Annotated in this window: 13 protein-coding genes; 4 read left to right on the top strand and 9 right to left on the bottom strand. The window is 58.7% G+C overall.

The features are described 5' to 3' along the window. Nucleotides 1–8: 8 nt before the first annotated feature. Entirely contained in the window at nt 9–887 is an 879-nt protein-coding gene (gene dapA, locus AACY19_RS20495; RefSeq protein ID WP_339453394.1) for a 4-hydroxy-tetrahydrodipicolinate synthase, read from the bottom strand. A gap of 327 nt (nt 888–1,214) precedes the next feature. On the opposite strand from dapA, the gene AACY19_RS20490 reads away from it, so the two are divergent. After that, complete coding sequence (locus tag AACY19_RS20490; RefSeq protein ID WP_339453392.1) at nt 1,215–1,775, top strand: glycine cleavage system protein R; 561 nt, start codon at nt 1,215–1,217, stop codon at nt 1,773–1,775. 10 nt (nt 1,776–1,785) lie between these two features. Then, the gene (locus AACY19_RS20485; RefSeq protein WP_100847527.1) at nt 1,786–2,259 is read left to right on the top strand and encodes a peroxiredoxin; all 474 of its coding nucleotides are present in this window, start codon (nt 1,786–1,788) and stop codon (nt 2,257–2,259) included. A gap of 138 nt (nt 2,260–2,397) precedes the next feature. Here the strand turns inward: AACY19_RS20485 and AACY19_RS20480 are convergent, their stop codons facing one another. Next, nucleotides 2,398–3,468, bottom strand: coding sequence for an AI-2E family transporter (locus tag AACY19_RS20480; RefSeq protein WP_339453388.1), 1,071 nt, complete (start codon nt 3,466–3,468; stop codon nt 2,398–2,400). Between the two features lie 32 nt (nt 3,469–3,500). Then, nucleotides 3,501–3,740 carry a sulfurtransferase TusA family protein gene (locus AACY19_RS20475; RefSeq protein ID WP_339453386.1) on the bottom strand — a complete coding sequence of 80 codons (240 nt, stop codon included), beginning with the start codon at nt 3,738–3,740 and terminating at the stop codon, nt 3,501–3,503. A gap of 98 nt (nt 3,741–3,838) precedes the next feature. Here AACY19_RS20475 and AACY19_RS20470 point away from each other — a divergent pair, with 98 nt between their 5' ends. Continuing rightward, complete coding sequence (locus AACY19_RS20470; protein WP_339453384.1) at nt 3,839–5,272, top strand: M48 family metalloprotease; 1,434 nt, start codon at nt 3,839–3,841, stop codon at nt 5,270–5,272. A gap of 82 nt (nt 5,273–5,354) precedes the next feature. Here the strand turns inward: AACY19_RS20470 and AACY19_RS20465 are convergent, their stop codons facing one another. From AACY19_RS20465 to rpoE, 4 genes are all read right to left on the bottom strand, one after another. Further along, nucleotides 5,355–6,785, bottom strand: a complete 1,431-nt coding sequence (locus tag AACY19_RS20465; protein WP_339453382.1) for a DegQ family serine endoprotease — start codon at nt 6,783–6,785, stop codon at nt 5,355–5,357. A 210-nt stretch (nt 6,786–6,995) separates the two neighbouring features. After that, on the bottom strand, nt 6,996–7,961 hold the full coding sequence (locus tag AACY19_RS20460) for a MucB/RseB C-terminal domain-containing protein (RefSeq protein WP_339453380.1): 966 nt from the start codon (nt 7,959–7,961) through the stop codon (nt 6,996–6,998). A gap of 8 nt (nt 7,962–7,969) precedes the next feature. Then, nucleotides 7,970–8,557: a sigma-E factor negative regulatory protein gene (locus tag AACY19_RS20455; RefSeq protein WP_339453378.1), complete on the bottom strand. Its 588-nt coding sequence runs from the start codon at nt 8,555–8,557 to the stop codon at nt 7,970–7,972. A gap of 30 nt (nt 8,558–8,587) precedes the next feature. Beyond that, on the bottom strand, nt 8,588–9,169 hold the full coding sequence (rpoE, locus tag AACY19_RS20450) for an RNA polymerase sigma factor RpoE (protein ID WP_003172477.1): 582 nt from the start codon (nt 9,167–9,169) through the stop codon (nt 8,588–8,590). Nucleotides 9,170–9,726: 557 nt separating this feature from the next. On the opposite strand from rpoE, the gene nadB reads away from it, so the two are divergent. Continuing rightward, a complete protein-coding gene (gene nadB, locus AACY19_RS20445) occupies nt 9,727–11,343 on the top strand; it encodes an L-aspartate oxidase (RefSeq protein ID WP_339453376.1) in 1,617 nt (538 codons plus the stop codon). Here nadB and AACY19_RS20440 read toward each other — a convergent pair. Both AACY19_RS20440 and AACY19_RS20435 read right to left on the bottom strand, forming a co-directional pair. Further along, the gene (locus AACY19_RS20440; protein ID WP_339453374.1) at nt 11,312–11,764 is read right to left on the bottom strand and encodes a protein YgfX; all 453 of its coding nucleotides are present in this window, start codon (nt 11,762–11,764) and stop codon (nt 11,312–11,314) included. The two genes, nadB and AACY19_RS20440, sit on opposite strands and share 32 nt — an antisense overlap. Next, nucleotides 11,748–12,002: an FAD assembly factor SdhE gene (locus tag AACY19_RS20435; protein WP_007911418.1), complete on the bottom strand. Its 255-nt coding sequence runs from the start codon at nt 12,000–12,002 to the stop codon at nt 11,748–11,750. Before AACY19_RS20435 ends, AACY19_RS20440 begins: the two co-directional genes overlap by 17 nt. Between the last annotated feature and the right edge of the window lie 68 nt (nt 12,003–12,070).

The following is a 12,070-nucleotide window of genomic DNA, read 5'->3' as shown; positions in this document are numbered from 1 at the left end:
TTCCTCAATTAAACCAGGACGCTGCACTGGCGCAGGGCCGAGCGAAGCGTTTCATGACAAGGTGCGCTCAGCCAGGTGAGTGGCAGGCGGATGCCTTCGTGCATCAGACCCATTTCAACCAAAGCCCACTTGACCGGAATCGGGTTGGCTTCGATGAACAGGTCTTTGTGCAGCGGCATCAGTTTTTCGTTGATCGCCCGCGCGGTGTCGGCGTCGCCTTTCAGCGCGGCCTCGCACAGGTCGGCCATTTCGCGCGGAGCGACGTTGGCGGTAACAGAGATGTTGCCTTTGCCACCCAGCAGGATCAGCTCGACCGCGGTCGGATCATCACCGGACAGCACGATGAAGTCCTTGCTCACGCCGTCGATGATGGTCTTGGCGCGCTTCAGGTCGCCGGTGGCTTCCTTGATACCGATGATGTTCGGCACGGTGGACAGGCGAATCACGGTCTCGGCCTGCATGTCGCAAGACGTGCGGCCAGGAACGTTGTAGAGAATCTGCGGGATGTCGACCGCTTCAGCGATGTGTTTGAAGTGCTGGTACAGGCCTTCCTGAGTCGGCTTGTTGTAGTACGGCACTACCAGCAGGCAGGCATCGGCACCGGCTTCCTTGGCGTTGCGGGTCAGCTCGACGGCTTCGCGGGTCGAGTTGGCGCCCGTGCCGGCGATGACCGGAATACGTCCGGCAACCTGTTTGACCACGGCTTTGATGACGGCGATGTGCTCTTCTACATCAAGAGTCGCCGACTCGCCGGTAGTACCGACCGCGACAATGGCATGGGTGCCGTTCTTGAGATGGAAGTCCACGAGTTTGCTGAGGCTGTCCCAGTCAAGACGCCCTTCTGCATCCATGGGAGTGACCAGTGCCACCATACTGCCCGCAATCATGAAACCGCTCCTGCCGGAAAAAGAGAGCGGTAATGGTACTGGCGCCAAGATGCTTGCACAAGCGAAGTACTGCGCTGCCGCCATTCCCCTTGGCGTCGCTTTTCGCTACCCTTCAGACTTTGATCGGTACTGATCAGCTTGTACGCCGGGTTCCAGCCTCCCTTTTCGGCCCCCAGACCCCGTTCCAGCGTTGCTGTCGCGCGCTCCCGCTATATTGGAGAGTGCCGTGCAATGCGCTCCGGAGTTTTCTGAAGGGGCAGGCACAGGCACTTCCCGGCGGCTGACGCCCGTTAACCTACCGACCGCTCATCGCTTTAGGAATGCTGCATGTCCACCCCCACAGTTCGCGAACAATTCCTTGTCATCAGTGCCCTCGGCGCCAACCCCATGGAGCTGACTAACGTCCTGTGCCGCGCCAGCCATGAAAACCGCTGCGCCGTGGTCACTTCACGTCTGACCCGCCACGGCGAGTGCAGCGCACTGGTCCTTGAGGTCTCGGGTAGCTGGGACGCCTTGGCGCGCCTGGAAGGCAGCCTGTCGGGCCTCGCCAAGAAGCACGCGTTCACCGTCAACGTGGTACGTAGCGCCGCACTGGAAAATCGCCCACAGGCGTTGCCATACGTGGCTTACGTCAGCTCGGCGTACCGCCCGGACATCATCAATGAGCTGTGCCAGTTCTTCATGGATCACAACGTCGAGCTGGAAAACCTCACGTGCGATACCTATCAGGCGCCACAGACCGGCGGCACCATGCTCAACGCCACGTTCACCGTCACCCTGCCGGCCGGCACCCAGATCAGTTGGCTGCGCGATCAGTTCCTCGACTTCGCCGATGCGATGAACCTGGATGCGCTGATCGAGCCGTGGCGCCCACAAAACCCAATGTAAGGAAGCTTTCATGGCCGTTGTCATCGATCAACCGGTTGCGGATTTCGAAGCACCTGCCACCAGCGGGCAGACCGTCAGCCTGTCTGCACTCAAGGGCAAGCAAGTGGTGATCTACTTCTATCCGAAGGACAGCACCCCGGGCTGCACCACCGAAGGCCAGGGTTTCCGTGACCAATACGCGGCGTTCAAAGCTGCCAACACGGAAATCTTCGGCATTTCCCGCGACAGCCTGAAGTCCCACGAAAACTTCAAGTGCAAGCAGGAGTTTCCGTTCGAGCTGATCAGCGACAAGGACGAGGCCGTCTGCCAGCTGTTCGACGTGATCAAGTTGAAGAAGCTGTACGGCAAGGAATACCTGGGCGTTGATCGCAGCACCTTCCTGATTGACAAGGACGGTGTGCTGCGCCAGGAATGGCGCGGCGTGAAAGTGCCAGGGCATGTGGATGCGGTTCTGGCTGCGGCTCAGGAACTGCACAAGGCCTGATGTTTCTCTGGCGTCTTCACTGACGCCTTCGCGAGCAAGCCCGCTCCCACATTGGATCTGTGGCGTTCACAACTCCAATGTGGGAGCGGGCTTGCTCGCGAAGAGGCCCTACCCCCACCTAACAATCTGAATCAGCCACTAAAGCAGCGGCGCCACCACCGGTTCCTTGCGCGGCCACGCATCCAGTACCGCCTTGAACAGCGTCGCCAAGGGAATTGCGAAGAACACCCCCCAGAATCCCCACAACCCGCCAAACAACAGCACTGCGCAAATGATTGCCACCGGGTGCAGGTTGACCGCCTCCGAGAACAGCAGCGGCACCAGCACGTTGCCATCCAGTGTCTGAATGATCCCGTAGACCGCCATCAGATAAATGAACTGATCACTCCAGCCCCACTGGAACAGCGCAATCAACAGCACCGGCACGGTCACCACCACCGCGCCGACATACGGCACCACGACCGACACGCCCACCAGCAACGCGAGCAGCGCCGCATAATTGAGCCCGAGGGCGACGAAGGCGATGTACGTCACGCCGCCGCAGATCACGATCTCGATGACTTTGCCGCGAATATAGTTGGCAATCTGCCGGTTCATTTCCTGGGCGACCCGGGTAATCAAAGCGCGCTCGCGTGGCAAATAGCCGCGCACCCACTCACCGATCATGGCCCGATCCTTCAGAAAGAAGAACACCAGGATTGGCACCAGCACCAGATAAATCATGATGTTCACCAGCAACGGCAGGCTCGACAGCGAGAACGTCAGCGCCCACTGGCCGAATTTACCGATCTCGCCGCGCGCCGCTTCGATGGCTTGCAATACTTGCTCATCGGACACCAGATGCGGATAACGCTCTGGCAGCAGCAACAACAGCGACTGCCACTTGGCGAGCATGCCCGGCAACTCGTTGAACAGCGTGATCAACTGATGCCAAAGCAACGGCATGACCACGACGATGAACAGCATCAACACGCCCATGAACAAGGCGAATACCAGACCCACCGCCGCACCACCGGGCACGCGCAAGCGCTCAAGGGTGACCACCAGACCTTGCATCAGATACGCCAGCACCATGCCCGCCAGCACGGGCGCGAGCATGCCGCCAAGGGTGAGCACGGCGGTAAAGGCCAGAAACAACAGCACGGCCAACACCACGGCTTCTTCATCGGAGAAGTAGCGCTGAATCCAGTCGCGTAACACTTTGAACATCAATAATCCTTAGGTCTTTTACGCTGTCGGCGTCAGGCTTTTTTCAACCAGTAGCGGTAAATCCCCGCTTCGTCTTCTTCGCGCAGCAGCGTATGACCGGCCAATTTGGCGAAGGTGCGGAAGTCGCGTTGCGAGCCCGCATCGGTGGCGATCACCTTGAGGACAGCACCACTTTGGAGTTTGTTGAGCTCCATTTTTGCCTTGAGCAACGGCAACGGACAATTCAGGCCACTGGCGTCCAGTTCCACGTCATGGGCTACAGCGTCAGTCATTGCGTCACTCCGGTTCGGGTCATCGAGCTGCCTAGAATATCTGGTCGCGGGCCCGGTGTCCGGCTACAGTAAGGTCTTTGTCTTCTAAGGCTTTGTGCATGACTTTTCTGCGCCCTACCCTGCTGACGCTCGCTTGCCTGCTCGCCTCACCGGGCTTCGCCGACGATCTGCCGTCACTTGGCGACGCCAGTTCTGCCATTGTCTCTCCACAACAGGAATATCAGCTCGGTCGCGCATGGCTCGCCATGTTGCGCAGCCAGGTCTCGCAGCTCAATGACCCGCAACTCAAGGACTACGTCGAATCCAGCGTGTACAAGCTGGTGGAGACCAGCCAGGTCACGGACCGCCGCCTTGAATTCATTCTGATCAACAGCCCGCAGCTCAACGCCTTCGCAGCACCGGGCGGTGTGGTCGGGGTCAATGGTGGCTTGTTCCTCAATGCGCAGACCGAGGGCGAGTACGCGTCGGTACTTGCGCACGAACTGGCTCACTTGTCGCAGCGCCACTTTGCTCGTGGCGTCGAAGCTTCGCAGCGCATGCAGGTGCCAATGATGGCCGCGCTGCTGGCGGGTATCGTTATTGCGGCGGCGGGTGGCGGTGATGCAGGGATCGCGACCATTGCCGGCACGCAGGCTGCAGCGATTCAGTCGCAACGGACGTTCTCCCGTCAGAACGAACAGGAAGCCGACCGCATCGGCATCCTCAATCTGGAAAAAGCCGGGTACGACCCACGCTCGATGCCGACCATGTTCGAACGCTTGATGCGCCAATACCGTTTCGATGCCAAGCCGCCGGAATTCCTGCTGACTCACCCGGTCACCGAATCGCGTATCGCCGACACCCGCAACCGTGCCGAACAGGCCAGACCGGGAGGCATCGAAGACTCCAAGCGCTATCAACTGATCCGCGCACGCGTGCAACTGATCTACGAAGAAACCCCAGGCCTGGGCGCCAAGCGCTTCCGCGCACAGCTGGATGAAAACCCGAAAAATGACGTGGCACGCTACGGTCTGGCGATTGCGCAGATCAAGGGCGGCCAGTTGAATGAGGCACGCGAGAATCTCAAGCAATTGCTGGCGACCTCTCCGAACGAAATCATCTACAACCTCGCGCAGGTCGATCTGGACATCACCAACAATCGCCTGCCCGACGCACAATCTCGGGTGGACCGGATGCTCGCACAGTATCCCGGCAACTATCCGCTGAATCAGATACGGGTCGATCTGTTGCTCAAACAGAACCGCGCCCCCGAGGCCGAGAAAGCACTGGAAGGTTTGCTCAAATCACGCCCGGATGATCCGGACGTCTGGTATCAGGTCGCCGAGACTCGTGGCTTGTCGGGCAACATCATCGGACTGCATCAGGCGCGCGCCGAATACTTCGCGCTGGTTGGTGATTACCGCCAAGCCATCCAGCAACTGGACTTCGCCAAGCGCAAGGCCGGCAACAACTTCCCGCTGTCCTCGCGGATTGATGCCCGTCAGCGCGAGCTGATGGAGCAGGAGCGCATGATCAAGGACATGATGGGCTGAGGTTCGTCGACTCGAAACAAAAGCTTCAGGCATAAAGAAACCGCCTCTTTCGAGGCGGTTTCTTTTTTACCCTGGCGCTGGATTATTCAGCCAGCTTGAAGGTGATGAAGCTGGCACGACCTTGACGCAGGACGCGCATCGACACCGAACGGTTCTTCGGCAGCGCCTTGGCGATCTCGGTGAACTCCTTGGTGGAGCCGATGGCCTGGTTGTTCAGGTGAGTGATGACATCGCCCGGTTGCAGACCGATCAGGACGGCAGGACCGTCCTGTACTTCCTTGATCACCACACCACCCTTGAGGTCGTAGGCTTTCTTCTGCTCGGCAGTCAGTTCGCCCACGGCAACACCGAGACGGTTGCTGGTGGTTTCAGCGCCGGACTTCGGCAGTGCATCCAGTTCTTTGTCTTCATCCGGGATCGCGCCAACCGTCAGTTCGACGTTCTTGCGCTTGCCTTCACGAATCACTTCCAGATTGGCTTTGGCGCCAGCCTTGAGTGCGCCGACCAGATGCGGCAGGTCAGCAGACATGACGATTGGCTGGCCATTCATGCTCAGGATCACGTCACCCACTTGCAGGCCGCCCTTGGCAGCAGGACCGTCATCCTGAATTTGCGCAACCAGCGCGCCGGCCGGCTTATCCAGACCGAACGACTCGGCCAGATCCTTGTTCACTTCCTGGATGACCACGCCCAGCCAGCCTCGGCTGACTTTGCCACCGCTCTTGAGCTGGTTGGAAACATCCATCGCCACATCGATAGGGATCGCGAAGGACACGCCCATGAAACCGCCGGAACGGGTGTAGATCTGCGAGTTGATGCCGACCACTTCACCGTTCAGGTTGAACAGCGGGCCGCCGGAGTTGCCCGGATTGATCGGCACGTCGGTCTGAATGAACGGCACGTAGTTTTCGTTCGGCAGACTGCGACCTACGGCGCTGACAATGCCTTGAGTCACGGTGTGGTCGAAGCCGAATGGCGAACCGATTGCCACGACCCACTGGCCGGCTTTCAGGTCCTGGGACTTGCCGAGCTTGAGCACTGGCAAATCCTTGCCTTCGATTTTCAGCAGGGCCACGTCGGAGCGTGGATCGGTGCCGATCAGCTTGGCTTTCATTTCACTGCGATCAGCCAGGCGCACCAAAATTTCGTCGGCGTCGGCAATCACGTGGTTGTTGGTGAGGATGTAGCCATCCGAGGAAATGATGAAGCCCGAACCGAGCGATTGTGCTTCACGCTGACGATCACCGCGCGGTGAACGCTGCTGAGGCGGCATGCCGCGCTCGAAGAACTCCCGCAACATCGGCGGCAGACCTTCAAGGTCAGGCATCTGCTGGTTCACTTTGCGATCCGGCAGTTTCTGCGTGGTACTGATGTTCACCACTGCCGGCGAAGCCTGTTCGACCAGTTGGGTGAAGTCAGGCAGATCGGCCGCTTGCGCAGCAGGAACCGCCTGACCGAGCACCAGCACGGTGGCGAGGATGGAGAGATAAGATTTCAAGCTAGGTATCGACATACAGCTCCCGTTACGACGAGCAGGTTTTAAGCGATATGGAACAGGATTCAGCGCAAACCACCGACTGAGACTTTTGTTCCAGCAACAACAAACAAGGCCAGAGCCGTGAGGCTCTGACCTATAAAAAACTTTCGGGGTATTTGCAAATGAAAATGCTCAGCAAACATTTCATCAACGCCTGAGTGAAGACGTGGTAATGACTGAATCAGCTCACTGCTTGCTGGTTGCAGCGCCACTGTTATTACGCATCGACAAAGCGATTCGCTCGGCTGTACCGATCGGGATTTCACCGACCACTGTTACCATCATTTCGCCTTCAGGCGTGGTCAAGCGACGGGAAACAGCCACGGTTGGCCCGAGTTGAGTCCGCGTATCGGTGACTGTTGCACCGTTTAGCGGTTCAAGGAAGACCGAGAAGCGCGCCAACCCATCGTCATACAGAAGGCTGTTGACCTGAGTCTTGGTTTCCGGATCTTTGTGTGAAGTGCTGCTGGTCAGTTCGAAACCTGGCGGCAGCCAGTCTGAATGCCAGACCTGGGCAGTCTTGACGGCCGATGCCTTGTCACGGTCGAGGGTAATCGCCTTACAGTCGGCGTCCGCCTGCAGATCCTTGTCCGATGGAACTTCATCAGTATCAAGGCTGGTGAACTGGAACCGCTCGAGCAACTGGCCCTTGTCGTTCAACAACAACGATTTCAAGGGCAGACCGGTCTGTTTGTCCAGGTGCAACTCAAAACCGTAGCGATGCTGGTCACGAGGCGTCAGCGATATGATCACGGCTTCTCGTCCGGCCACGCGTGACTTGCCGATGACGGCAAGGTCATACCAGTTCTTCAGTTTCTGCGGATCGAGAGGACGAGCCGCGGAATTGGGTGAATCTCCCAACCCGGCAATCAGGGTGCCGCTGACGCATTGAGTATGTCCATCAATGCGCACGACTTCCTGAGCCGAACCGTCGAGCTGGAGTAAACGCTCGCGGACCTGGCCATTCTGGACGCGATGCCAGATGTTGTGGGTAGAAAAACTACCGTTCCGCTCGTAAACGAAGGTACCGTGAAAGCTTTGCTGCTGCTCGGCCCGGCCCAGACGGGTCAACCAGTCCTGGGCCTCATCGGCATGGGCTGGGACAACGAACCAGCCGCTCAGCAGAAGCGAGAGTAGAGGAATGGCGCGCATGATCCTCCTTAACGGTTTTCCATACTTGCAGCACGTGCGTATGGCAGCGCGCTTTCAGTACCCTTCAGTGCAGCCTGTTGAGCGTGTTGGCGCAAGTAGCCTGGCAGACGCTGATCGTGCCAGCCTGGTTGACCTTGCAGCACGCCGTTGGCCATCGGGCCAGTGGCTTCCGAACTTTCAGTGTAGCCTGCCAGAACCGCCGGGCCTTTGACCTGGGGAGTGGCCAAGGTTGGCTGATTCGATTGCTGGGCCAGTTCAACGCCAGCGATTTCGTCCTGGTTGTACAGGCGAACACCGGCCAGAACGGCGACAGTCACCGACGCGGCAACGGCCAGGCGACCAAGGCTACGCCATGGGCTGCGCGTTACTTTGGCTGGGGTCGCTTCATCTTCCAGTGCAGCAGACACTGCCGCAGCGATATCCAGACGTGGAAGCAGCAGATCCTTGTGCATGGCTGCCCGAGCGATCTGGTAACGAGCCCAGGTTTCACGGGTATCAACATCATCCAGTGCACTGAGCACTCGACGCAATTCCAGTTCGTCCGCTTCGTTATCCATCACTGCGGACAGCGATTCCTGCAGGGCTTCACGACTCATGGCGTTCCTCTCTTGGCTGTCGCCGCTGTCTCAGTTTTCCTGCAACAACGGCTGCAGGGCTTTATCGATGGCCTCCCGGGCGCGGAAAATCCGGGAGCGCACGGTACCCACCGGACACTGCATGACGCTCGCAATGTCCTCGTAACTCAGACCATCGAATTCACGTAAAGTTAAAGCAGTACGCAAATCCTCTGGCAATTGCTGGATAGTTCGATGGACAGTGCCTTCGATCTCATCCCGCAGCAGTGCACGTTCTGGTGATTCGAGATCCTTGAGGCCGTGATCGCCGTCGTAGAACTCTGCATCCTCGGAACTTACATCGCTATCCGGCGGCCGACGGCCGCGTGAAACCAGGTAATTCTTTGCCGTGTTAATGGCAATACGGTACAGCCACGTATAAAACGCACTGTCGCCGCGAAAGTTTCCAAGTGCTCGATACGCCTTGATGAAGGCTTCCTGAGCCACGTCCTGGGCTTCATGGGTGTCGTGCACGAAACGCACGATCAACCCGAGAATTTTGTGCTGATATTTCAGCACCAGCAGATCGAAAGCTCGCTTGTCGCCACGCTGAACGCGTTCGACCAGCTGCTGATCCTCTTCCTGGGTTAGCATGAACACTCCTCGATAAGCCCGGAGGAGACTTGCATAACTAAACGACCAGACTTGCAAACATAGACTCGGGCTTTTCGCAAAAGTTCTCCCCCTCCAAGCAAGTTTCCTGCGAGCTCTGATTTGGCACGCACGAAAAACGCAGCGCGGGATAAACCGGCTGCGCGAATAATCTTGTCATCGGTTTCTCCAGCAAGGATCGAATGACTGATTCCGCACTGAAGCCGACACTGTCCCTTGTTTTGGCAACCGTCTATTGATCTTGGGCCTTTGGCAAAAGTTCCAATTATTTATAGCCGTAGCCAACAGGCATTGGGCAGCCCTGCGCAGAAAAACCCTGTTTCAGCAGCGATACAGTCGTCTTTCCCGCTGTCGCCGAAAAAAACATCCGACGAATCACACGGACTTTCCCGTCACAGTAGTTTCACAATGCCATCTGGGCCCGGCTATTGTGCCGCTCCACCCCTCTATATACTAGTGGGCTGTGTGGCTGTCTTGACTTGCCGATCCAGCTGTCTTGCGCCAACCCCGACCCGGGTCGCTTTGAGCGGAATCCTGTAATGAGCCAACAATTCCAACATGATGTTCTGGTCATAGGCAGCGGTGCTGCCGGTTTGAGTCTCGCGCTGACCCTGCCGGGTCATTTGCGCATTGCCGTATTGAGCAAAGGCGACCTCGCCAACGGCTCGACCTTCTGGGCCCAGGGAGGTGTCGCCGCCGTGCTGGACGACACCGACACTGTCGAATCCCACGTCGATGACACCCTCAATGCAGGCGCTGGCCTGTGCCATGAAGACGCGGTGCGCTTCACCGTCGAGCACAGCCGCGAAGCCATCCAGTGGCTGATCGACCAAGGCGTGCCCTTCACCCGCGACGAACAGTCCGGTACGGAAGACGGCGGCTTCGAATTTCACCTCACCCGCGAAGGCGGACACAGCCATCGGCGCATCATCCATGCCGCCGATGCCACCGGCGCAGCCATTTTCAAGACCTTGCTGACCCAGGCGAAAGAGCGCTCGAACATCGAATTGCTCGAGCAGCACGTCGCCGTTGATCTGATCACCGAACGCCGTCTGGGCCTGGCGGGTGATCGCTGCCTTGGCGCCTATGTGCTTAACCGAAAGACCGGCGAAGTCGACACCTACGGCGCGCGCTTCGTGATTCTGGCCTCGGGCGGTGCCGCCAAGGTCTACCTCTATACCAGCAACCCGGACGGCGCTTGCGGCGATGGCATTGCCATGGCCTGGCGCTCCGGCTGCCGGGTGGCGAACCTGGAGTTCAACCAGTTCCACCCTACCTGCCTGTATCACCCGCAAGCCAAAAGCTTCCTTATTACTGAAGCACTGCGCGGCGAAGGCGCACATTTGAAGCTGCCCAATGGCGAGCGTTTCATGTATCGCTTCGACAAACGCGCTGAACTGGCACCGCGCGACATCGTCGCCCGGGCTATCGACCATGAAATGAAGCGTCTGGGCGTCGATTGCGTCTACCTCGACATCAGCCACAAGCCTGAAGACTTCATCAAGACTCACTTCCCGACCGTGTACGAGCGCTGCCTGGGCTTTGGCATCGACATCACCAAACAGCCAATCCCCGTCGTTCCCGCCGCGCACTACACCTGCGGCGGCGTCATGGTCGATCAACAGGGCCGCACCGATGTGCCCGGTCTGTACGCCATCGGCGAAACCAGCTTCACCGGCCTGCACGGTGCCAACCGCATGGCCAGCAATTCGCTGCTGGAATGCTTTGTTTATGCCCGTTCGGCCGCAGCGGACATCTTGGCGCAACTGGATGCTGTCGCCGCGCCAAGCGCCCTGCCCGCTTGGGACGCCAGCCAGGTGACCGACTCCGACGAAGACGTGATCATTGCGCACAACTGGGACGAACTGCGGCGATTCATGTGGGACTACGTTGGCATCGTGCGCACCAACAAGCGCCTGCAACGGGCGCAACACCGCGTGCGTTTGTTGCTGGATGAGATTGATGAGTTCTACAGCAACTATAAAGTCAGCCGTGACCTGATCGAGCTGCGTAACCTGGCGCAAGTCGCCGAGCTGATGATTTGCTCAGCCATGGAGCGCAAGGAAAGTCGCGGCCTGCATTACACCCTCGACTATCCCGACCTGCTACCCGAGGCGCTCGACACTATTCTGGTGCCGCCCACCTACGCCGGCTGAACTTGAGCCTCACTCGCAGGCGTCGGTGCACATCCGCCGCCTGCGAATCACGCGGCACACAGATCGATCTGACCCGCCATTCCCCGCGCAAACGAAAGCGCAGCACCACGATCAGTGGCAGCGCCAGGCTGTCCGGGCGCAATTGCGCCGCTTGCCAGCCATGCGCCTGATTCCACACTTGCCAGCCATCAGCATCGCGGCGCAAGCCGCGAAATGCCTGGGGATGACTCAGCAGAATCTGCCGGGGCAGCACCCAAAATCCATGCAGCAGACAGGCAAAAGCCCCGAGCAGACTGACCCAGAGTGGAATGGAAAGCAGCAACAAGGCACCCAGGGCGAACGCCTGGGCCAACAGATACGCCGCCAGCAACTGCCGTGAGGCATGCCAGCGGCATTCGAATGGGTTACTTGGGCTGGACACGATCCAGGATCATGCGAACCATGCGTTGCAGCTCAGGATCTTCAGACTCGCTGCGCTCCATGAACCAGCCGAACATGTCCTGATCCTCGCACGTCAGCAGACGCACATACAGATCGCGATCCACCTGGTTCAACGTCGCGTAAACCTCCTGCACGAATGGCACCAGCAATACGTCAAGCTCAAGCATGCCGCGACGGCTGTGCCAAAACAGGCGATTCAGTTCAACTTGTTCGACCATGGGGCCCTCCTCAAATTTGCCGGCAAGTATACAGACCCCAAGCGCACCGCACAGTCGGCTTTGGTCGG

Source organism: Pseudomonas sp. EA_5y_Pfl2_R50, assembly GCF_963970475.1.
In the GTDB taxonomy this organism is placed as follows: Bacteria; Pseudomonadota; Gammaproteobacteria; order Pseudomonadales; family Pseudomonadaceae; genus Aquipseudomonas.
This window is presented reverse-complemented; position numbering and strand designations above follow the sequence as displayed.

Bases quoted from the DNA above. Each gene is read 5' to 3' on its own strand.
- dapA (WP_339453394.1), bottom strand. From the start codon at position 887: ATGATTGCGGGCAGTATGGTGGCACTGGTCACTCCCATGGATGCAGAA.
- AACY19_RS20490 (WP_339453392.1), top strand. From the start codon at position 1,215: ATGTCCACCCCCACAGTTCGCGAACAATTCCTTGTCATCAGTGCCCTC.
- AACY19_RS20485 (WP_100847527.1), top strand. From the start codon at position 1,786: ATGGCCGTTGTCATCGATCAACCGGTTGCGGATTTCGAAGCACCTGCC.
- AACY19_RS20480 (WP_339453388.1), bottom strand. From the start codon at position 3,468: ATGTTCAAAGTGTTACGCGACTGGATTCAGCGCTACTTCTCCGATGAA.
- AACY19_RS20475 (WP_339453386.1), bottom strand. From the start codon at position 3,740: ATGACTGACGCTGTAGCCCATGACGTGGAACTGGACGCCAGTGGCCTG.
- AACY19_RS20470 (WP_339453384.1), top strand. From the start codon at position 3,839: ATGACTTTTCTGCGCCCTACCCTGCTGACGCTCGCTTGCCTGCTCGCC.
- AACY19_RS20465 (WP_339453382.1), bottom strand. From the start codon at position 6,785: ATGTCGATACCTAGCTTGAAATCTTATCTCTCCATCCTCGCCACCGTG.
- AACY19_RS20460 (WP_339453380.1), bottom strand. From the start codon at position 7,961: ATGCGCGCCATTCCTCTACTCTCGCTTCTGCTGAGCGGCTGGTTCGTT.
- AACY19_RS20455 (WP_339453378.1), bottom strand. From the start codon at position 8,557: ATGAGTCGTGAAGCCCTGCAGGAATCGCTGTCCGCAGTGATGGATAAC.
- rpoE (WP_003172477.1), bottom strand. From the start codon at position 9,169: ATGCTAACCCAGGAAGAGGATCAGCAGCTGGTCGAACGCGTTCAGCGT.
- nadB (WP_339453376.1), top strand. From the start codon at position 9,727: ATGAGCCAACAATTCCAACATGATGTTCTGGTCATAGGCAGCGGTGCT.
- AACY19_RS20435 (WP_007911418.1), bottom strand. From the start codon at position 12,002: ATGGTCGAACAAGTTGAACTGAATCGCCTGTTTTGGCACAGCCGTCGC.